21 protein-coding genes and 1 pseudogene are annotated in these 20,497 nt (G+C 72.3%); 17 read left to right on the top strand and 5 right to left on the bottom strand.

The genetic code is table 11. The features are described 5' to 3' along the window. Window positions 1-380 precede the first annotated feature (380 nt). From HNR76_RS05720 to HNR76_RS05700, 5 genes and pseudogenes are all read left to right on the top strand, one after another. The gene (locus HNR76_RS05720) at window positions 381-1,295 is read left to right on the top strand and encodes a segregation and condensation protein A (protein WP_162309915.1); all 915 of its coding nucleotides are present in this window, start codon (window positions 381-383) and stop codon (window positions 1,293-1,295) included. Between the two features lie 40 nt (window positions 1,296-1,335). After that, a pseudogene (gene scpB, locus HNR76_RS05715) lies at window positions 1,336-2,259 on the top strand (SMC-Scp complex subunit ScpB); the annotation flags it as partial. Window positions 2,260-2,281: 22 nt separating this feature from the next. Next, window positions 2,282-3,841 carry a pseudouridine synthase gene (locus HNR76_RS05710; protein ID WP_162309913.1) on the top strand — a complete coding sequence of 520 codons (1,560 nt, stop codon included), beginning with the start codon at window positions 2,282-2,284 and terminating at the stop codon, window positions 3,839-3,841. Window positions 3,842-3,871: 30 nt separating this feature from the next. Next, window positions 3,872-4,963, top strand: coding sequence for an NAD(P)/FAD-dependent oxidoreductase (locus tag HNR76_RS05705; RefSeq protein WP_162309912.1), 1,092 nt, complete (start codon window positions 3,872-3,874; stop codon window positions 4,961-4,963). A 91-nt stretch (window positions 4,964-5,054) separates the two neighbouring features. Beyond that, the gene (locus HNR76_RS05700) at window positions 5,055-5,822 is read left to right on the top strand and encodes a lysozyme inhibitor LprI family protein (protein ID WP_162309911.1); all 768 of its coding nucleotides are present in this window, start codon (window positions 5,055-5,057) and stop codon (window positions 5,820-5,822) included. Between the two features lie 47 nt (window positions 5,823-5,869). On the opposite strand, the gene HNR76_RS05695 is transcribed toward HNR76_RS05700, so the two are convergent. The 4 genes from HNR76_RS05695 to HNR76_RS05680 form a co-directional block, all read right to left on the bottom strand. Then, window positions 5,870-6,313, bottom strand: a complete 444-nt coding sequence (locus tag HNR76_RS05695; protein ID WP_425501765.1) for a hypothetical protein — start codon at window positions 6,311-6,313, stop codon at window positions 5,870-5,872. 109 nt (window positions 6,314-6,422) lie between these two features. Beyond that, window positions 6,423-6,872 carry a thioredoxin TrxC gene (trxC, locus tag HNR76_RS05690; RefSeq protein WP_162309910.1) on the bottom strand — a complete coding sequence of 150 codons (450 nt, stop codon included), beginning with the start codon at window positions 6,870-6,872 and terminating at the stop codon, window positions 6,423-6,425. 252 nt (window positions 6,873-7,124) lie between these two features. Beyond that, a complete protein-coding gene (locus HNR76_RS05685; protein ID WP_162309909.1) occupies window positions 7,125-7,937 on the bottom strand; it encodes an amidohydrolase in 813 nt (270 codons plus the stop codon). 11 nt (window positions 7,938-7,948) lie between these two features. Continuing rightward, entirely contained in the window at window positions 7,949-9,106 is a 1,158-nt protein-coding gene (locus HNR76_RS05680; RefSeq protein ID WP_162309908.1) for a pyridoxal phosphate-dependent aminotransferase, read from the bottom strand. A 92-nt stretch (window positions 9,107-9,198) separates the two neighbouring features. On the opposite strand from HNR76_RS05680, the gene HNR76_RS05675 reads away from it, so the two are divergent. From HNR76_RS05675 to HNR76_RS05620, 12 genes are all read left to right on the top strand, one after another. Beyond that, window positions 9,199-9,654: a DUF3293 domain-containing protein gene (locus HNR76_RS05675; RefSeq protein WP_162309907.1), complete on the top strand. Its 456-nt coding sequence runs from the start codon at window positions 9,199-9,201 to the stop codon at window positions 9,652-9,654. Window positions 9,655-9,710: 56 nt separating this feature from the next. Beyond that, window positions 9,711-10,352 (top strand): heme ABC exporter ATP-binding protein CcmA, encoded by a 642-nt coding sequence (ccmA, locus tag HNR76_RS05670; RefSeq protein ID WP_162309906.1) that lies wholly within the window; start codon window positions 9,711-9,713, stop codon window positions 10,350-10,352. 145 nt (window positions 10,353-10,497) lie between these two features. Then, entirely contained in the window at window positions 10,498-11,187 is a 690-nt protein-coding gene (gene ccmB / locus HNR76_RS05665; protein ID WP_162309905.1) for a heme exporter protein CcmB, read from the top strand. 321 nt (window positions 11,188-11,508) lie between these two features. Then, complete coding sequence (locus tag HNR76_RS05660; protein WP_162310120.1) at window positions 11,509-12,258, top strand: heme ABC transporter permease; 750 nt, start codon at window positions 11,509-11,511, stop codon at window positions 12,256-12,258. Then, window positions 12,255-12,431, top strand: a complete 177-nt coding sequence (gene ccmD, locus HNR76_RS05655; RefSeq protein ID WP_162309904.1) for a heme exporter protein CcmD — start codon at window positions 12,255-12,257, stop codon at window positions 12,429-12,431. The genes HNR76_RS05660 and ccmD overlap by 4 nt, the downstream gene beginning before the upstream one ends. Beyond that, window positions 12,428-12,907 (top strand): cytochrome c maturation protein CcmE, encoded by a 480-nt coding sequence (gene ccmE, locus HNR76_RS05650; RefSeq protein ID WP_162309903.1) that lies wholly within the window; start codon window positions 12,428-12,430, stop codon window positions 12,905-12,907. Before ccmD ends, ccmE begins: the two co-directional genes overlap by 4 nt. Window positions 12,908-12,943: 36 nt before the next feature. Next, window positions 12,944-14,866, top strand: a complete 1,923-nt coding sequence (locus HNR76_RS05645; protein ID WP_162309902.1) for a heme lyase CcmF/NrfE family subunit — start codon at window positions 12,944-12,946, stop codon at window positions 14,864-14,866. Further along, a complete protein-coding gene (locus HNR76_RS05640) occupies window positions 14,863-15,453 on the top strand; it encodes a DsbE family thiol:disulfide interchange protein (RefSeq protein ID WP_162309901.1) in 591 nt (196 codons plus the stop codon). Before HNR76_RS05645 ends, HNR76_RS05640 begins: the two co-directional genes overlap by 4 nt. Before the next feature lie 35 nt (window positions 15,454-15,488). Continuing rightward, complete coding sequence (locus HNR76_RS05635; protein WP_425501764.1) at window positions 15,489-15,968, top strand: cytochrome c-type biogenesis protein; 480 nt, start codon at window positions 15,489-15,491, stop codon at window positions 15,966-15,968. Then, a complete protein-coding gene (locus tag HNR76_RS05630) occupies window positions 15,962-17,002 on the top strand; it encodes a tetratricopeptide repeat protein (RefSeq protein ID WP_162309900.1) in 1,041 nt (346 codons plus the stop codon). Before HNR76_RS05635 ends, HNR76_RS05630 begins: the two co-directional genes overlap by 7 nt. Before the next feature lie 75 nt (window positions 17,003-17,077). Next, window positions 17,078-18,232, top strand: coding sequence for a homoserine O-acetyltransferase MetX (gene metX / locus HNR76_RS05625; protein ID WP_162309899.1), 1,155 nt, complete (start codon window positions 17,078-17,080; stop codon window positions 18,230-18,232). Window positions 18,233-18,314: 82 nt separating this feature from the next. Then, window positions 18,315-18,905 (top strand): cysteine dioxygenase family protein, encoded by a 591-nt coding sequence (locus HNR76_RS05620; RefSeq protein ID WP_162309898.1) that lies wholly within the window; start codon window positions 18,315-18,317, stop codon window positions 18,903-18,905. Between the two features lie 638 nt (window positions 18,906-19,543). On the opposite strand, the gene HNR76_RS05615 is transcribed toward HNR76_RS05620, so the two are convergent. Then, window positions 19,544-20,467 carry a LysR family transcriptional regulator gene (locus tag HNR76_RS05615; RefSeq protein WP_162309897.1) on the bottom strand — a complete coding sequence of 308 codons (924 nt, stop codon included), beginning with the start codon at window positions 20,465-20,467 and terminating at the stop codon, window positions 19,544-19,546. Window positions 20,468-20,497 lie beyond the last annotated feature (30 nt).

Raw genomic sequence — 20,497 nt, 5'->3', positions numbered from 1 at the left:
CGCCAGCCGGGCCGCGCTGCACGCCTGCTGGACAGCCCGCCAGCCAGCGCTTACTCTTTGCGAACCATGCGGCCGTGAAACAGCGGCCCGTCGGTACCGGCCAGAAGGCGCCTCCCAAGCCCCGACGGAATCCGGACGCCGCCCGCGGCGCGAGGCTCCGGCCACCCGACGACCGACCCGCTGACCCGCGAGCGGCCGCACGCAGACGACCTCCCGGCTGTCGGCCGCCGCCTCCCCCTCGCGGCGCCGGGCTTGTATTGATATGCATGTAAGCGGCGCCCGTCCCGGTCTTCCGGCGACGTCCGCCACCGCAGGCGGCACCCGCGTCCTCGCAGGCGCGTTCCGGGTGCGCCCCCGTTCCGGGCATGGCTTTCGAGCAGATGAGTTCCGAACCCGCGCAAGACGCGACCCCGCAAACGCAACCGCCTCCGCCCCCGCAGCAGCAGGAAATGCCGCTGGCGGTGGTGCACGGGCAGCCGTTGCTGCAGATCCCGCAGGACCTGTACATCCCGCCGGACGCGCTGGAGGTGATCCTCGACGCGTTCGAGGGCCCGCTGGACCTGCTGCTGTACCTGATCCGTCGCCAGAACCTGGACATCCTCGACATCCCGGTGGCCGAGATCACCCGCCAGTACGTCGACTACATCAACGTGATGCAGGACCTGCGCTTCGAGCTGGCGGCCGAGTACCTGGTGATGGCCGCGATCCTGGCCGAGATCAAGTCGCGGATGCTGCTGCCGCGCCCGCCCAGCGAAGAGGGCGAGGAGGCCGACCCGCGCGCCGAGCTGGTTCGCCGCCTGCAGGAATACGAACGCTTCAAGCAGGCCGCCGAGGACATCGACGCCCTGCCGCGCCAGGATCGCGACACCGCCCCGGTGCAGGCCCACGTGCCGGACCGCCAGGCGGTGCGCCTGCCGCCGCCGGTGGACCTGCGCGAGATGCTGCTGGCCCTGCGCGACGTGCTCAAGCGCGCCGAGCTGTTCAGCGGGCATGCGATCAAGCGCGAGGCGCTGAGCGTGCGCCAGCGCATGGGCGAGGTGCTGCAGCGGCTGGACGACGGCCGCTTCCACCGCTTCGAGTCGCTGTTCGCGCCCGAGGAAGGCCGGATGGGCGTGCTGGTGACCTTCCTGTCGCTGCTGGAGCTGGCCAAGGAGCAGTTGCTGGACATCGTCCAGGACGCGCCGCTGGCACCGATCTACGTCAAGTCGCTGGCCGTCGGCAACACCAACGAACCGCTGAGCTTCCACAGCGAGTTCGACGACGGCGACGCCGCCAACGAACCGGTCGCGGGCTGACGCCCCGCCGCCGCCCCACCCACCTGACCCTGCGAGATCCATGGACCAGGCGCTGATCAACCGCATCGTCGAAGCCGCCCTGCTGGCGGCCAACCAACCGCTGACCCTGGCGCAACTGCACGCATTGTTCTCCGAGGAGCAGCCCGCCCCGCCGGGCGGCGTCGAGACGGCGCTGGAACGGCTGGGCCAGGACTGCGCCGAGCGCGGCGTGGAACTGGTCGAGGTCGCCTCCGGCTTCCGCTACCAGGTCAAGGCCGACGTCCACTCCTGGGTGGCGCGGCTGTGGACCGAGCGCAGGACCAAGTACACCCGCGCCACCCTGGAGACCCTGGCGCTGATCGCCTACCGCCAGCCCATCACCCGCGGCGAGATCGAGCAGGTGCGCGGCGTGGCGGTGAGCAGCAACATCGTCCAGGCGCTGGAGGAGCGCGAGTGGATCCGCGTGGTCGGCCACCGCGACGTGCCCGGCAAGCCGGCGCTGTACGGCACCACCAAGGTCTTCCTGGACTACTTCGGCCTCAAGCGGCTGGACGAACTGCCGCCATTGTCCGAACTGAAGGATTTCGGCGAGTTGGACCCGCAGTTGCCGCTGGACCCGGACACCGCACCGATGCAGGCCGGAGTCGCGGCGCAGGACAGCACGCCGGCCGGCGATGACGGCGCGGCCCCCGACGACTCCGGCCACGGCCCCGTCGACGGGGCCACGCAGGACGCCACGGCCACGGACGCACCGGAAGCCGGCGATGCCGCCGGCGACGACGTGGGCCACGCCCAACCCGAGGGCGGAGCCGACGGAGGCGACGGCACGCCCGCAACGGCCGCCGCAGCCGAACCCGCCGACGCACTGCGCGCCGACAGCGACAGCGACGACCAAGCCTCCAGCGGCAGCGACCAGGCCGCCACACCCCTCCCGCCCGAGGCCGACGACGCCTCCGGCACCCACACCCCCCAGGCCGCGAACGACACCGGCGGCCGGAGCAGGACCCATGACTGATTCCCCCCGCAAATCCCTCGGCAAGCTCTCGCTCAAGCGCGCGGACGCCGCCGCCGGCCCCGCCAAGCCGGAAGAACGGCTGCACAAGGTGCTGGCCCAGGCCGGGCTCGGCTCACGCCGCGCGCTGGAGCAGCGCATCGCCGACGGCCTGGTCAAGGTCAACGGCGAGGTCGCCCAGGTCGGCCAGAGCATCCGCAGCGGCGACCGCGTCGAGCTGGACGGCAAGGCCTTCGTCGCCTCCGCCCTGACCGAGCCGCCGCGCGTGCTGGTCTACAACAAGCCCGAGGGCGAGGTGACCACGCGCGAGGACCCCGAAGGCCGCCCGACGATCTTCGAGGCGCTGCCGCGGCTGAAGGGCGCGCGCTGGATCGCCATCGGCCGCCTGGACATCAACACCACCGGCCTGCTGCTGCTGACCACCGACGGCGAGATCGCCAACGCGATGATGCATCCCTCCTTCGAGGTCGAGCGCGAGTACGTGGTGCGCGTGCGCGCCCCTGAAGGCCAGGACAAGGTGCCGGACAACCTCGTCGACCGCCTCGCCCGCGGCGTGGCCCTGGAGGACGGGCCGGCGAAGTTCGACCAGGTCGAACGCATCGGCGGCACCGACTCGCACGACTGGTTCAAGGTCGTGGTCAAGGAAGGCCGCAACCGCGAAGTGCGCCGCCTGTGGGAATCGCAGGGCTGCCAGGTCAGCCGGCTCAAGCGCGTGCGCTACGGCAGCGTGGCGCTGCCGCGCGAGCTGCTGCGCGGCCAGTCGCAGGAACTGCCCGCCACGCAGGTGGACGCCCTGCGCAAGGAGCTGGCGCTGGAGGACGGCGCCGACGCCACCCTGACCCTGCAGCCGGTGATCGGCCAGCGCCGCGCCGCCAAGGCCACCGTGCAGGTCGCCCGCGACGGCGACGGCGGCGGCCGCAGCCAGGCCTACGTCAATGGCCACAACACCGCCGACGAGGGCCGCGAGCTGCGCCGCTTCGACCACGTGCGCGAGGATCGCCGCGGCCGCGGCGGCAAGAAGCCCGGCGGTCTGACCGTGACCGGCGAGGCCGCGGCCAAGCAGTCGCAGAAGCCATTCAAGCAGCGCAAGCAGAAAGGCCCCAAGCCGCTGCCCGACGGCAACCCCGCCGCGTTCCGTAGCTGGTACGTGCCCGAGGGCGTGAGCACCGGCCCCAGCGGCCACCGCAACGCCGGTCCCGGCGGCAAGCCGCGCTACGGCAAGGCGGCGGGCGGCGGCGGCGCGGGAGGGGGGCAGGGCCAAGGCCAGGGCGCCCGCAAGCCGGCGCGTCCCTACGGCCACCCGGGCGCCGCCCCGCACTTCCCGTCCGACCATGCCACGCCGTCCGCGTACGGCGCGGCGGACCGCAACCGCGGACCGCGCGGCAACGCCAATCCCGGCGGCGGCGCCCGGGCGGGTGGAAACTCCCGCCCCGGCGGGAATCCCCGTCCCGGCGGCGGCGCCCGCCCCGCGGGCAACCCCCGCCCCGGCACGCCGGGCGGGCGTCCCGGCGGCGCGCCGCGCGGCGGCAACCGCGGCCCGCGCGGCCAGGGCTGACGCCGCCCGGCAAGACCCGTCGCAACGCACGTGCCGGACCACGACTTCGACCTGCTGGTGGTCGGCGCCAGCTTCGGCGGCGCCGCCTGCGCGATCGCCGCGGCCTCGGCCGGGCTGCGCGTATGCGTGCTGGAACGCAAGCGCGACCCGGGCGAGCGCCTGCACACCACCGGCATCGTGGTCCGCGAGGCGGCCGAGCAGACCCTGCTCGGCCAGGCGCCCGCCGAGTGCATGCGCAGGGTCGAGCGCGTCCGCCTCTACTCGCCCTCGCTGCGCGACATCGCGCTGTCCGCGCCCGGCTACTACTTCCTGACCACCGACACCCCCGCGCTGATGCGCTGGCTGGCCACGCAGGTGCCGCGGCATGGCGCCGAACTGCGGCTCGGAGCCTCCTTCACCACGGCGCAGCGCGACGGCGAGGGCTGGCAGGTGCCGGGCGTGGGCCGTGTACGCTGGCTGGTGGGCGCCGACGGCGCGCGCTCGCGCGTGGCCGAGCGCGCCGACCTGGGCCGGGTGGGCGATTTCCTCTACGGCGTCGAACACGAGTACGCCGGACTGCGACTGCCCGAGTCCGACGCCCTGCACTGCTTCCTCAGCCGCCGCTATGCGCCCGGCTACATCGGCTGGGTGGCGCAGAATCCCACCGGCGTGCAGGCCGGGCTGGCGCTGCGCCACGATCCGGCGCGTTCGCGCCTGCCGGACATCGGGGGATTCCTGGAGCGCATCGGCGTGCGCGTCGGCCTGCCGCACGACCGGCGCCCGGACGCCGTCCGCGCCGGGCTGATCCCCTGCGGCGGCCCGGTGCGGCCGCTGTCGCGGCCCGGAGCCATGCTGACCGGCGACGCCGCCGGCATCGTCTCCCCGGTCACCGCCGGCGGCATCCATTCGGCCTGGGCCCATGGCTGGGCCATCGGCGCGGCCGCCGCGGCGCACTCGCGCGGCACGGGGCCTTCGCCGGAGGACGTGGCCCGCGACGCGGCGCCGCGCTTCCGCAGCAAGCGGATGCTGCGCTGGGCCTTCGACCGCCTGCAGATGGACTGGCCGTTCGACCTCTTGCTGCATTCGGCGCCGCTGCGCTGGGCCGCCGAGCAGGTCTACTTCCATCGCCGCGGCGTGCGCTGACCCGGACGCGCGAACCGCCGCCTCCGCGCATGCCCCCTTGGCAACCGGCATCGCCACCGGCCAGACTCACCTGCCCCACGGATTGCGGCCCATGAGACCTCGCTCGCTCGTCCTGCTCGCCCTCGTCCTGCTGCCGCTGCGCACCCTCGCCCAGCCCGCGCCCGATGCCCTGCCCCCGCACGCTTGCGCGCAGGCCGGGATGGCGCTGGAGCGCGAGACCTGTACCGAGGCCGACGCCCGGATGGCGATGATGTATGCGGCGCTGAGGAGGAAACAGGCCGGCGCGCGCGACCTGGACGCGCAGCAACGGCAGTGGCGGCACGAGGTGCTCGACCGCTGCGGCGATCCGGCCTGCATGGCCGAGGCCTACGCGGCCCGCACCGCCGACCTGCGCCGGCGCAACGAGGCGCCGGTCGACCGCCCCGCGTGGACCCGGCCACCGCTGATCGTGCGCCGGATCGGTTCGATCGACGACACCCATGTCGAGCGCGGCCTGTGGTTCCGCGGCGGCGCCCCGCGCTCGCTGCAACTGGAACTGCACGTGGACCCGGCCGACCACCTGGCCTGGGGCGATTCCGGGCCGCAGGTGGTGCTGTACTGCACCGATCCGCACAAGCGCGAAGGCTACGCCGGCCGCTTCTCCTACCGGGCGCGGGTCGACGGCATCGACTTCGTCCGGGTCCGGCGCGGGCCGGCCTACGGGTTCGTCATGCTGCGCCTGGACCTGGGCCGCGACCTGCCGCTGGACGAGGACATCCGCTGCTCGGTGGCCTTCACCGAATGGCTGCTGGACCGGCCCGCCACGCTGCACCTGGTCGATGCGGACGTGGACCTTCCGCCGGTCCTGGGCCCGGCCTGAAGCCGGGACTTCCGCATCCCCTCACCCGGGCGCAGGCATGCACCCGCTCAGCGCGCCTCGATCACGAAGTTGCCGAAGGCCACGCCCAGGTCCCAGCCCTTGCCGGTGCCGGCCAGGGCCAGCGAGACCTCGCCCTTGGTCATCACCTGCGCCTTGCTGGACTTGACCGCGCCGGCATGCGCCTCGGCCGCGGCATAGGTGCCCAGCGTCTCGCGGATGTTGGCCACGCCGGAGAACTCGCCCACGCCGTCCTCGATCTTCGACTTGCCGAAGGTGACGCCGCCGCCCTTGGCGCTGATGCGCACCGGCAGGCTGGCGCCGTTGTCGCAACGGATGGTGCCGGTGCCCTTGGCGGTCTTGTAGAAGGCCGACCAGCCGGACAGGTTGAAATGCAGCTTGCAGTCGACGTCGCCGGCCGCTTGCGCATCGGGTACCGGCGCCAGGGCGAGCAGGCCGCACAGCGCGGCGCTGGGCAGCAGGCGGGAAAGCATGGACATGGCAACCTCCGTGGCGATGCTGTGACGGCGCCGAGCATATAGCAGCCCCGTGTCGTCGCCCCGTCGTCGGCCGCCCGCCCGGCCGGCGGCCGCATCCTGCGGTTCAGCCAGCCGGCGGCAGGTGGCGTCCCACCCACTGCACGATCCCCTGCAGCGGCATCGCTCCGGGCTGGCGCGCCAGCTCGCGGCCGTGCAGGAACAGCGCCAGGGTGGGAATGCTGCGGATACCGAAGCGCGCGCCCAGCGCCGGCTCGGCCTCGGTATCCACCTTGGCCAGGCGCAGGCGCGGCTCCAGCAGCGCGGCCGCCTGCGCGTAGGCCGGCGCCATCGCCCGGCACGGCCCGCACCAGGGCGCCCAGAAATCCACCAGCAGCGGCAGATCGGTGCGTTGCGCATGGGCATCGAAGCCGGCGGTGCCCAGCGCGAAGGGTTCGCCGGGAAACAGGCGCGCGCGGCAGCGGCCACAGACCGGGGCATCGCCCCGCCGCGCGGCCGGCACGCGGTTGAGCGCGTGGCACTGCGGGCAGGCGAGCTGGAGCGGATCGTGGGCCATGGCGGGGGCTCTGCGGACGCGGTGTCCAAGCATCGCGCAAGCGGGGGCATGCCGGCGAGATCCCCGCGCTGGGATCCGTGGCGGGCATCGGCCCCGGTCGAACCGCGATCCCCTCCGCGGCTTGCCGGCGTGCATGGACGCAGCCGCCGATGCGGGATCGCGGACGGCAGCGCGCCGGTGGAGCATGCCGGTGGGAGCCCGCCCCGGCGACTGGCTGGTCGCAGCCTGCCGGCCGGCATTCGCCCGGCCGCGTCAGCGCAATTCGAAGGCGTCGGCGTCCAGCATCGCCGGGAAGCGCTCGCGGTGCGCGGCCAGCGCCGCGGCGGATATGGCGGTGGTCACCACCTGCTCGCTGCCGTGCGCTTCCACCTGCGCCTGCCCGAGGAAATCGATCACCGCGCTGTCGCCGTCGTAGGCCAGGTCGTTGCCGTCCACGCCGACGCGGTTGACCGCGGCCACGTAGCACAGGTTCTCGATGGCGCGGGCGCGCAGCAGCGTCCTCCAGGCATGGGCGCGCGCCGCCGGCCAGTTGGCGACGAAGAGCTGCAGGTCGAAGTCCGGCCGCCCGGGGCGCTCCACGCCATGGCGGTTGCGGCAGAACACCGGGAAGCGCAGGTCGTAGCAGACCTGCGGATTGATCCGCCAGCCCTTCCACTCCACGGTCAACCGCTCGCGGCCGGCGGCGTAGCGCTTGTGCTCGCCGGCATAGCGGAACAGGTGGCGCTTGTCGTACCACTGCAGCCCGCCCTCGGGCGTGGCCCACAGCAGGCGGTTGAACACCCTGGCGGCACCCGTGTCGTCGGGCACGCGCAACTGGACGCTGCCTGCGACCGCCGCGCCCAGCGCACGGGCCTGCGCGCGGACCCATTCCACCGTCGGCCCGTCCATGCCCTCGGCCTTGTCGATGGCATCGTTGGAGAAGCCGCTGGTGAAGGTCTCCGGCAGCACCACCAGGTCGGTGCTCCCCGCCAGCGGCGCGAGCAGCGCGCCGTAGTGCTCGCGGTTGGCGGCAGGGTCGTGCCAGCGGGTGTCGCCCTGGACGAGTGAGATGCGCAGGTCCTGCATGGTCGTCTCCGTCACAGCCGCCGCAGCCGCTCGATCGCCGCGTCCAGGGTGGCCTCGTTCTTGGCGAAGCACAGCCGCGCCAGGCGCTGTCCCGGCGGCGGGTTCTCGTAGAAGGGCGACAGCGGGATCGCCGCCACGCCCTTCTCGACCGTCAGCCACTTGGCGAATTCGTGGTCCGGCAGGTCGCTGACCGCCGAATAGTCCACCAACTGGAAATAGCCGCCCGGCACCGGCAACGGCCGCAGCCGGGTACCCCGCAACCGCTCGCCGAAGCGGTCGCGCTTGGCCTGGTAGAAGGCGCCGAGCCGCTCGTCGTGCTCCGGTTCGTCCTCGATCATCGCCGCGAACGCATGCTGGGCCGGGGCGAAGCTGCAGAACACGTTGTACTGGTGGACCTTGCGGAATTCCGCGCTCAGCGCCGGCGGGGCGATCGCGTAGCCGATCTTCCAGCCGGTGCAGTGGTAGGTCTTGCCGAAGCTGGAGACCACGAAGGCGCGCTCGCGCAGTTCCGGCCAGCGCAGCGCCGACTCGTGGCGGCGGCCGTCGAACACGATGTGCTCGTACACCTCGTCGGAGAGCAGCAGGATCTGCGTGCCGCGCAGCAGGTCGGCCAGCGCGCGCATGTCGTCGGCCGAGAACATCGCCCCGGACGGGTTGTGCGGGCTGTTGACCATCAGCATCCGGGTCCTCGGGGTGATGGCCGCGCGTACCCGCTCCCAGTCCACCGCGAAGGTGGCCGGGTCCAGCGGCACGTGCACCGCGCGCGCGCCGGCCAGGTCGATGGCCGGCTCGTAGCAGTCGTAGGCCGGGTCGAGCACGATCACCTCCTCGCCCGGGCGCACCACCGCATGGATGGCGTTGAAGATCGCCTCGGTGGCGCCGCTGGTCACGGTGACCTCGGCGTCGGCGTCGACCCGCGCGCCGTAGCAGCGCAGCGCCTTGCCGGCGATGGCCCGGCGCAGCGCCGGCACCCCGGTCATCGCCGCGTACTGGTTGTGGCCGGCGCGCATGGCCTTGTCCAGTTCGTCCACCAGCCGCTGCGGCACCGGAAAATCGGGAAAGCCCTGGCCCAGGTTCACCGCGCCGTGCTCGGCGGCCAGTTGCGACATCACGGTGAAGATGGTGGTGCCCACCCGGGGCAGCTTGGTCGGCGGGATCTGCGGCGGCATCGCGGTTCCGGCATGGGTGTACGGAACCGCGGAGTGTACGCAAAGACGATGGCCGGCGATGATGGGCCATGGCGCAACACCGCATTCCCGCCATGGTGACGGCAACCCCGGAACTGCTGGGTGCGTACCTGGCGGCGCTCTACCGCGTGCGCCTGGACGGGGGCGAAATGGCGCTGCGCATCGGCCAGCCCGCGCCGCCGGTGCTGGCGCATGCATTGCCGGCCGCATCGTGGACCCTGGTGACCGCGTGGAACCCGCAATCGGTACCGCGGGACGAGGCCTCCAACCACGCCGCGGGCGCCGCGCTGGAAGCCGAACTCCATGCGCGCGGCCTGGCCGTTCTTCCCGCCGAGGCGGGGGATGCCGACGACGGGTGGCACGAGCCCGGGCTGCTGGTGGCGGATGTGCCGGCACGCGAGGCGGACGCCATCGCCCGGCGCTACGGCCAGGCCGGGCTCCTGCACTGGCGCATGGGCCAACCGGTGCGGCTGCGCATGTACCGCCCGCGCCCGCCCGGCGACCGCACGCCCCACGTGGACTGGCCGTAGGAGCCGGCTCCAGGGGCGACCTGGCGAAAGGCAGCCGCCGGCTACAATGCGCGCCGATGACCCACACCGCCCGCCCGCCGCTGCTGGCCGCCCGTGGCCTGGCGTTCGCCCGCAACGAAGCGCCGGTGTTCGGCCCGCTGGCGTTCGCCGTGGACGCGGGCGAGGCGCTGCTGGTGCAAGGCGGAAACGGTTCCGGCAAGACCACCCTGCTGCGGGTGCTGGCCGGGCTGCTGCGCGCCGATGCCGGGCATGTCGAGATACGGGGACGGGTGGCGGCCCCATCCCTGCGCGCCCACGCCATCGCCTACCTGGGCCACCTGCCGGCGCTGAAGGGCGAACTGACGGTGCTGGAGAACCTGGAATTCCTCTGCGGCCTGCACGGTCGCCGCCCGCGCCAGCAACCGGGCGAGGCGCTGGCCGTCGTCGGCATGGCCGGCTACGAGGACGCGGCGGCGCGGCAACTTTCGGCCGGGCAGAGGAAGCGGGTCGCCCTGGCCCGGATGTGGCTTTCCCCCGCGCCGCTCTGGCTGCTGGACGAACCCTACGCCAACCTCGACCTGGAAGGCATCAACCTGGTCAACCGGATGATCTCCGCGCAATTGCGCGATGGCGGCGCGGCGCTGGTCACCACCCATGGCGCCTATGCCGCGCCGCCGGTGCGCACGCGGATGCTGGAACTGGGCACCGCGGCCGCATGAATGCCATGGATTGCCGAAGCGTGCGGACCACGCACTTCGCCCATCGCCCATCGGCGCCGGGAGGCGCCGTGGCCACCCGTCGGCACGGACGCGCACGTCCGTGCCGGGCGCGGCCGCACGCCATCCGCGGCATGGAGGGCGCACGGTGAGCGCCACGCCCTCCCTGTTCCAGGCCGCCCGCGCCCTGCTCGCGCGCGACCTGCGCCTGGTCTGGCACCGCCGCGGCGATGCGCTGCAGCCGGCACTGTTCGCCTTGCTGGTGGTGGTGATGTTCGCCCTGGCCCTGGGCGGCGGCCGGCAGGTGCTGGGCGATTTCGTGGCGCCCTACGCGATCTGGGTGGCGGTGCTGCTGGCCGGCCTGCTGTCGCTAGACAGCCTGTTCCGCGGCGACGCCGAGGACGGCTCGCTGGAGCAGTGGCTGCTGGCGCCGGTGCCGCTGGCCTGGCTGGTGGCGGTGCGCACCCTCGCCCACTGGCTGACCACCACGGTGCCGCTGCTGGCCGCGGTGCCGCTGCTGGGCGAATTCCTGTACCTGCCGCATGCGCAGTTGCCGATGCTGATGCTGACCCTGCTGCTGGGCACGCCTGTGCTGAACCTGCTGGGCGCGGTGATCGCCGCGCTCACGGTGGGGCTGAAGCGCTCCGGCATCCTCGTGGCCCTGCTGGCCCTGCCGCTGTACGTGCCGGTGCTGGTGTTCGGCGCCGGCAGCGTGGCCGCCAGCGCGCAGGGGCTGGACCCGGCCGGCGCGCTGCTGCTGATGGCCGCCATGCTGGTGGCCTCGGCGGTGCTGGCGCCGCTGGCCGCCGCCGCCGCGATCCGCATCGCCCAGTCGTAGGAGCGCCCCGCTTCGCCCTGTGAACGCACTCGCAGGGTGGCAGGCCCTATCGCGCCCGAGAGCGCCCTTGCGGCAACGCAGGGGGCGATTGCGCCCGATCAAGGCGCACGTGCCGCGAATAGGGGAGAATGCACCCGGTTCCCGCGTACCCGGCCTGGCCGCTGCGCCGGAAACCGGCACGTCGCAACCGCGCGCTGCTGAACGGTCCGCTCCGGTCCGCGCTTGGCGCAGGGGGCGGAGTCTGAAAAAATGGCCTGTCGAGCCTGTCCGGCGCCGGTCCGCCACCGCCGGCGCCACCCAGTGAGCAATGTGACCTCCCCCATGCACCCGGTGATCCGCTGGTTCCATCTGCTCGGCTCGCCGCCGTACTTCGACCGCTTCGCCGCCCGCTGGGCGCCCTGGTGCTGGCTGGCCGCCGTGGCGGTGATGGGCGTCGGCCTGTGGCAGGCGCTGTTCGTGGTGCCGGCCGACTACCAGCAGGGCGACAGCGCCCGCATCCTCTACCTGCACGTGCCGGCGGCGTGGATGAGCATGTTCGTCTACGCGCTGATGGCGCTGTACGCGGCCATCGCCCTGGTCTGGCGGATCAAGCTGTGCGAGATCCTGGCCATGGCCTGCGCGCCCGTCGGCGCGGCCTTCACCGCGATCACCCTGGCCACCGGCTCGATCTGGGGCAAGCCGATGTGGGGCACCTGGTGGGACTGGGACCCGCGCCTGACCACCGAGCTGATCCTGCTGTTCCTGTACCTGGGCGTGATCGGCCTGTACCACGCCGGCGACGACCGCCGCGCCTCGGCCCGCGCCGCCGGCCTGCTGGCCATCGTGGGCGTGGCCCTGCTGCCGATCATCCGCTACTCGGTGGAGTGGTGGGATTCGCTGCACCAGGGCCAGACCATCCGCGTGTTCGGCCAGTCCAGCCTGGACCCGAGCATGATGGCGCCGCTGTGGTGGATGGTGGTCGGCACCAAGCTCTGGTTCGCCGGCTCGCTGCTGGCGCGCGCGCGCGCCGACAACCTGGCCCGCGAGTCCGGCAAGGACTGGGTGCGCCGGCTGGCGGAGGACGGCGCGTGAGCTACCTGCCCTACGTGATCGGCGCCTACGCGGTGTTCGTCCTGGTCTTCCTGTGGGATTTCCTGGCGCCGCGCCTGCAGGTGCGGCGCGAGCTGCGCGCGGTGCGCCTGCGCGCCAGCCGCGAACGCAAGCCGGCCGGCGATGCGGGCCGGGCGGCGGAGCTGAGCCGATGAACCCGGTGCGCCGCCGCCGCCTGCTGTTCGTCGCCCTGCTGGTGCTGGCCTCCGGCGCGGCCACCGCGCTGGTGGCCATGGCCCTGCAGCACAACGTGGCCTACCTCTACACCCCGGCCGAGGTGCTGCGCGGAGACGCGGGGGCCGAGGTCGCTTCGGGGCAGGCCCGCTTCCGCCTCGGCGGCATGGTCGAGAAGGGTTCGTTCCAGCGCGCCAGCGGCTCGCTGGACGCGCACTTCCAGGTCACCGACGGCGATGCGCAGTTGCCGGTGGTCTACACCGGCATCCTCCCGGACCTGTTCCGCGAGGGCCAGGCGGTGGTCGCCACCGGGCGCATGCAAGGCGGCACCTTCGTGGCCGAGAACGTGCTGGCCAAGCACGACGAGACCTACATGCCCAAGGAAGTGGCCGACAAGATGGGCATCGCGCACCAGAAGCACGACGTGCGGGTGCCGGCCCCGGAGGCGCAACCCTGATGGCAACGCCCGACCGCGGCCGCCCCGGAGGCGCCCGTGCTGCCTGAACTCGGCCAGGTCCTGCTGGCCCTGGCGCTGCTGGTATCGCTGCTGCAGAGCGTGCTGCCGCTGGCCGGGGCGCAGCGCGGCAATGCCGCGTGGATGGCGGTGGCGCGGCCGGCCGCGTACGCGCAACTGCTGCTGCTGGCCGGCGCCTTCGCGATCCTGACCTGGGCCTTCGTGGTCCAGGACTTCTCGGTCAAGTACGTGGCCGAGAACTCCAACACCCTGCTGCCGGCGATGTACCGCTATTCGGCGGTGTGGGGCGCGCACGAGGGTTCGCTGCTGCTGTGGGCGCTGGTGCTGGCGCTGTGGACCGCGGCGGTGGCCGGCCTGTCCCGGGCGCTGCCGGCGCCGGTGGTCGCGCGCGTGCTGGGGGTGATGGGCGTGGTCGCGGCGGGCTTCATCGCGTTCCTGATCTTCACCTCCAACCCGTTCGCGCGGCTGTTGCCGGCGCCGCTCGAAGGCCGCGACCTCAACCCGCTGCTGCAGGACCCGGGCCTGATCTTCCACCCGCCGATGCTGTACTTCGGCTACGTCGGCTTCGCGGTGCCGTTCGCCTTCGCCATCGCCGCGCTGCTGGACGGGCACGTGGACGCGCGCTGGCTGCGCTGGACCCGGCCGTGGACCAACGTGGCCTGGGCCTTCCTCACCCTGGGCATCGCCCTGGGAAGCTGGTGGGCCTACTACGAGCTGGGCTGGGGCGGCTGGTGGTTCTGGGACCCGGTGGAGAACGCCAGCTTCATGCCCTGGCTGGCCGGCGCGGCGCTGATCCACTCCCAGGCGGTGACCGAGAAGCGCGGCAGCTTCGCCGGCTGGACCCTGCTGCTGGCCATCGCCGCGTTCTCGCTGTCGCTGCTGGGTACCTTCCTGGTCCGCTCCGGCGTGCTCACCAGCGTGCACGCCTTCGCCGCCGACCCCTCGCGCGGGCTGTTCATCCTGGTGTTCCTGGGCGTGGTGGTGGGCGCATCGCTGCTGCTGTACGCGCTGCGCGCCGGCCGCCTGCAGGCCGGCGCGGGCTTCCAGCCGGCCTCGCGCGAGACCTTGCTGCTGCTCAACAACCTGCTGCTGGCCAGCGCCTGCGCGATGGTCCTGCTGGGCACCCTGTACCCGCTGCTGGCCGATGCGCTGGACATGGGCAAGATCTCGGTCGGCCCGCCCTACTTCGGCCTGTTGTTCTTCGTACTGATGGTGCCGCTGGTGGCGCTGGTGCCGTTCGGCCCGCTGGTGCGCTGGCAGCGCGACCAAGCCTCCAAGGCGATGGCGGTGCTGCTGCCGTGGCTGGGCGTGGCCCTGGCGCTGGGCGTGCTGGCGTGGTTCCTGGCCCCACAGGGCGCATGGAAGACCGCGCTGGGCGTGGCTGGCGCGGCATGGGTGGGCCTGGGCACGCTGCGCTTCGTCTGGGGCCGGCTGCGCAGCAGCGGCCGCCTGACCGCGGAGATGTGGGGCATGGCCCTGGCCCACCTGGGCATCGCCGTGTTCCTGGTCGGCGCGCTGCTGGTGGAGGCGCAGAACGTGCAGCGCGAGGTCGCGCTCAAGCCGGGCCAGTCGCTGCAGGTGGGCCGGTACGAGTTCCTGTTCCAGGGCGTGGACGAACGCCCCGGGCCGAACTACCTGTCCGACCGCGGCCACGTGCAGGTGCTGCGCGGCGGCCGCGAGCTGGTCCTGCTGCACCCGGAGAAGCGCGCCTACGCCAGCGGCGGCCAGGTGATGACCGAGGCCGGCATCCGGGCGGGCCCGGCCGGCGACGTCTACGTGGCGCTGGGCGAATCGCTGGGCGACGGCGCCTGGGCGGTGCGCGTGCACATCAAGCCGTTCGTGCGCTGGATCTGGGCCGGCGCGCTGCTGATGGCGCTGGGCGGGCTGGTCGCCGCCGCCGACCGCCGCTTCCGCCGCCTGCCCCCGGAGAGACCCGCATGAACGACACGCGCAACGACGCCCCCCGCAAGCCGCAGGGCCTGCCCGCGATCGCCGTGGCGATGGGCGCGCTCTTCTTCGTCGGCCTGCTGGCGCTGATGCTGCATGGCGTGCTGCGCTCGGGCGATTCGGACCGCGACGTGCTGCCCTCGGTGCTGATCGGCAAGCCCGCCCCGGATTTCGTGCTGCCGCTGCTGCACGACCCCTCGGTCGCGGTGAGTGCGGCGCAGTTGCGCGGCGCGCCCTACGTGCTCAACGTGTGGGGAAGCTGGTGCGTGGAGTGCCGCGAAGAACATCCGGTACTGACCGAATTCGCCCAGACCAAGCGCGTGCGCGTGGTCGGCTACAACTGGAAGGACGAGCCGGAGGACGCGCTGCGCTGGCTGGAGCGCTACGGCAACCCGTTCTTCGTGGTGCTGGCCGACAAGGAAGGCCGCTACGCCCTGGACTGGGGCGTGGCCGGCGCCCCGGAGACCTTCCTGGTCGACGGCAGCGGCATCGTGCGCTGGAAGCACACCGGCCCGCTGACCCGGGCCGTGGTGCGCGAGCGCCTGCTGCCGGCGCTGGAACAGGCGGAGCGGGCGCGGTGATTCTGCCGTATCGACGTCCCTCTGCAGGCGCCGGCCTGCCTGCGCCCGCAAAGGCACGGGCCTGGGCGTGGCTGGGGCTGGCCCTGCTGCTCGCTCTCCCCTTCGCCGCGGCGCAGCCGGCGGGCGACCCGTCGCCGCTGCAGTTCCACGACACCGCCGAGGAAACGCGCTTCCATGCGCTGACCGCCGAGCTGCGCTGCGTGATGTGCCAGAACCAGTCGCTGGCCGACTCCCACGCGCAGATCGCCCAGGACATGCGCCGCGAGGTACTGGAGCTGATGCGCCAGGGCCGCAGCGACGCCCAGGTCAAGCAGTTCCTGGTCGAACGCTACGGCGAGTTCGTGCTGTACCGCCCCGCGCTGGAGCGGCACACCTGGCTGCTGTGGTTCGGCCCGGCCGGGGTGCTGCTGGCCGGCGCCGCGGTGGTATGGCGCATCGTCCGCCGCCGCGCGGCCGGGCAGGCGCGCGATGATGCCGGCCCCGGCGCGAACGGCGACGAGGAGCAGGAATGGTGAACGCCGCCACCGCCCTGTTCGCCGCCATCGCCACCCTGCTCACCCTGGGCGTGCTGGCCTGGGTGCTGTGGCCGCTGTGGCGGCGCCCGCGCTGGCCGCTGCTGGCCAGCACCCTGGCCCTGGGACTGGCGGTGCTGGCGCTGTACCGGCTGGCCGGGACGCCGGCCGCATTGCAGGAAACCGCGCTGGAGGCGCCGCAGAGCCTGGAGCAGGCCATCGCCCGGCTGGCCGAGGAACTGCAGCGCAACCCCAACCAGCCCGAGGGCTGGGCCTTGCTCGCCCGCTCGCAGTCCGCGCGCGGCGACCATGCCGCCGCGCGCGACGCGTACGCGCGCGCGGCGCAGCTTGCGCCCGACGAACCCTCCCTGCTGGTGGATGCGGCCGAGGCGCGCGCCCTGGCCGACCCGCAGCGCCGCTTCGACGAACAATCCGTGGCATGGCTGCGCCACGCACTGGAATTGCACCCGGGCCATCCGCGCGCGACCTGGTTCCTGGGCGTGTGGCAGCGGCAATCACGCCTGCCCGCCGAAGCCGCGGCCACCTGGGCCGCGCTGCTCGGCTCGGTGGACGAGGCCACCGCGCGCAGCCTGCGCACCCAGATCGACGAGGCACGCGCCGAGGCTGGGCTGCCGCCGCTGCCGGCCGGCCAGGCGCCGGGCGCCGCCGGCACGGCCGCATCGGCGCATGCGCTGACGGTGAAGGTCGCGCTGGACCCCGAGTTCGCCGCGCGCGCGCGCCTGCGCGGCGATGCCGTCGTGTTCGTCATCGCGCGCGTGCCCGGCGGCCCGCCGATGCCGGTGGCGGTGGAACGCCACGCCCTGGCATCGCTGCCGCTGGAACTGGTGCTGGACGACGGCGACAGCCCGATGCCGACCCAGACCCTGTCGATGCTGCAGGAAGTGGAAGTGTTCGCACGCATCTCGGCGGGCGGCAGCGCCGACCGCGGCGAGGACGACCTGGAGTCGCCCGCGGTGCGCGTGTCCCTGCCCGCGGCGCGACCGGTCGAACTGGTCATCGGCGGCCAGACGCGATAATCGTCCGCCGCGGGAATCAGTTTCCCGCGATACCCCTGCGAACAGCGGGGCCTATGCCGTTAAACTTCGGCCCCTATGTCCCCGGCCGCCCCCTTTCCCGTCGCCCCCAGCGAGTTCATCCCGCCCGGCAGCCGCTTCCACACGCTGGCCTCGCCGTTCCCGATGAAGCGCGGCGGCGCGCTGCGCGGCGCGCGCATCGCCTACGAGACCTGGGGCACGCTCAATCCGCGGCGCGACAATGCGGTGCTCATCGTCACCGGCCTGTCGCCGGACGCCCACGCCGCCTCCAGCACGGACGATCCCGCGCCCGGCTGGTGGGAAGCCATGCTCGGCCCCGGCAAGCCGGTCGACAGCGACCGCTGGTTCGTGGTCTGCGTCAACTCGCTGGGCAGTTGCAAGGGCTCCACCGGCCCGGCCTCGATCGACCCGGCCAGCGGCCGCGTCTACCGCCTGGACTTCCCGGAACTGTCCATCGAGGACGTGGCCGACGCCGCGGCCGAGGTGGTCCACGGCCTGGGCATCGAGCGGCTGGCCTGCGTCATCGGCAACTCGATGGGCGGCATGACCGCCCTGGCCCTGCTGCTGCGCCACCCCGGCCTGGCCCGCACCCACATCAACATCTCCGGCAGCGCCCGCGCCCTGCCCTTCTCCATCGCGGTGCGCTCGCTGCAGCGCGAGGCCATCCGCCTGGACCCGAACTGGAACAACGGCGAGTACGACGACGCCACCTGGCCCGAGTCGGGCATGCGCATCGCGCGCAAGCTGGGCGTGATCACCTATCGCTCGGCGCTGGAATGGGACGGCCGCTTCGGCCGCGTGCGCCTGGACGAATCCAGCCCCTTCAACGGCGGCGAGGAAGACCCCTTCGGCCTGGAGTTCCAGGTCGAGAGCTACCTGGAAGGCCACGCCCGCCGCTTCGTGCGCCGCTACGACCCCAACTGCTACCTGTACATGAGCCGCTCGATGGACTGGTTCGACGTGGCCGAGCACGGCGGCGGCGACGTCCATGCCGGGCTGGCGAAGATCCGCGTGGAACGCGCCCTGGCCATCGGTGCCCGCACCGACATCCTGTTCCCGGTGCAGCAGCAGCAGGAGATCGCCGAAGGCCTGGCCGAGGGCGGCGCCCAGGCCGAATTCATCGGCATGGAATCGCCGCAGGGCCACGACGCCTTCCTGGTGGACATCGCCCGCTTCGGCCCGGCCGTGCGCAATTTCCTCGGCCGCCTCTGAGCCCGCCAAGCCGGCCTCCCCGGAACATCCGCGTAACATACCCAGAGGTACGCTTCGCCTATTCAGGAAAGGCGGCGCCCCCTTGGATTTCCTCGGCAAACCGAAACTGATAGCGGCACTGGACGCGGCGGTCCACCGCGACGACGGCCTCGGCGCGGTCACCGGCGCGGTGGCCGCGGCCCTGGCCGCGCTGGCGGCCGATCCAGGCTTCAGGCTGCCGCCCGCGGTCGCCAGGCCGCTCGGCGACCGCTACGCCCGGCGCGAACTCCACGCCAGCCCGAGCCATGGATACAGCGTGGTGGCCATGGCCTGGGCGCCGGGCCAGGGCACGCCGATCCACGACCACGACGGCGCCTGGTGCGTGGAATGCGTCTGGCAGGGACGGCTGCGGATCGACGACTACGCGCCGGTGGCCCGCGATGGCCGCCGCTGGCGCTTCGCCCGGCACGCCACCGCCGTGCTCGACACCGGACGCGCCAGCCGCCTGTTGTCGCCGCAGGAGTACCACGCCGTGCACAACCCCGGTGCCGAGGTGGCCGTCTCCGTGCACGTCTACCAGCGCCGCCTGCGGCACTGCCACGTCTACCTGCCCGAGAATCCGCACGTCGTCGAGGGCGAAGGCTGGCTGATCCGCCGGGAACACCCGCTGCTCACGGAACCGGACCCCCGATAGCGGCCCCTCGCCCTCGCCCTCGCCCGTTATACTGCCCGCCCGCTGCCGAAGTGGCGGAATGGTAGACGCAGCGGACTCAAAAACCCCCGCTCCTTACCACGTTCAATCGCCGTTCATGCGCTAAGTTCGCGTCACATAAAGAGTTTTTGCAGGGGACAGTCAGCAGCAAACGATCAAAACTCCGCGCTAGGAGCCAAATAGGAACCAGATTGCAGCGAATCTGGGCCTATCCGGTCGTAGTCCGGGGTACTGAAGTAACATCGCGTTACGCCCGAGTGGCGGAATTGGTAGACGCAGTGGACTCAGACAATTTGAGCCCTCCGGGGGAAACCCCAGAGGTGAAGCCCGTCAAACTCGGCGGAGGCCCTGGACGCGAGTCCGAGCTAGTGCCGAGCCAAGCCCGGATCGAAAGAGCCGGGAAGGTGTAGAGAGCAGACGGCGGGCACCTACGGTCGCAAGACTATGGTGAAGGCGTGCTCCAGACCACGAACGACGTTCCAACGGAACGTCGGCGGCGAAAGCCGAAGTGGGATGAAAATCCACCGCCCTTAAAAGCGTGTCGGTTCGAGTCCGACCTCGGGCACCAATCCGGAAGCCGTCCAGCCAACCGCTGGGCGGCTTTTTTCTTACGGTGAGTCTTATCGCTTGTCATCGACGAGAACACCCTTCTCTGTCTCGTCACCATCCGCAATCACCGCACGGTCAATGAAGCGGCCCAACTGCTCGGACGGCGGCGCATCGGGCCGCAGCAGGTACGTGGTCAACACTGCAGAGATGCCCGCCAGTGAACGGGCGACTACCTCCGGGTGCCGGTACTGGCTCAGTTGGGACGCATTGGCGACGCCGACGCCGTAGCCGGCCACTACCAGCGCCAACATCATGTCGAAGTTCGCCACCTGCTCGACCACTTCGGGCTCAACCTCGACCGTACGTAGCAGTGGTTCCACCTGGCGGTACGCACCCTCGGCCTGTTCGGGATGGAACAGCACCAGCGGATAGCGCAACAATTCGGCCAACGGCACACGCTTGTGCGCCAACAGCGGATGCCGAGCCGGGATCGCCAGCACCATTGGATCTGTCCACGCTGGCACCGCCGCCAGCCCCGCGGCTTCGGTTGAGGCATGGGCGAAACCCACGTCGTACAGGTCGGTGCGCAAGCCCAAGACTTGCTGCGCCAGCGGCACATCAAACAACTGGATGCGTACGTCCGGCTCCTCTTCACGGCAACGCCTGAGCAGGGTTGCAAACTGCGGTGTGGCCGTGCCGTCGGACACCGCCACCCGTAGCAATCCGCGGAAACCGGAGCCGGCTGCCTTGCCGCTACGCTTCGCCTGCTCGAAGGCAGTCAGCACACGCTTGGCCTCGGCCAGGAAAACCTCGCCCGCCCAAGTCAGGCGGGTGTTGCGCGTAGTACGCGCCAGCAGTTGCGTACCGAGGTCGTACTCCAAGTCCTTGATCGCCCGCGAGAGCGGCGACTGATCGATGTGTAACCGCTCGGCAGCACGGGCGTAATGCAGTTCCTCAGCAACTGCTACAAAGTACCGGAGATGACGCAGATCCATAATAGCTTTCTATTGCGTGGCGCCCTGTAC

Origin of the sequence: Pseudoxanthomonas broegbernensis (genome assembly GCF_014202435.1) — a bacterium.
In the GTDB taxonomy this organism is placed as follows: Bacteria; Pseudomonadota; Gammaproteobacteria; order Xanthomonadales; family Xanthomonadaceae; genus Pseudoxanthomonas; species Pseudoxanthomonas broegbernensis.
This window is presented reverse-complemented; position numbering and strand designations above follow the sequence as displayed.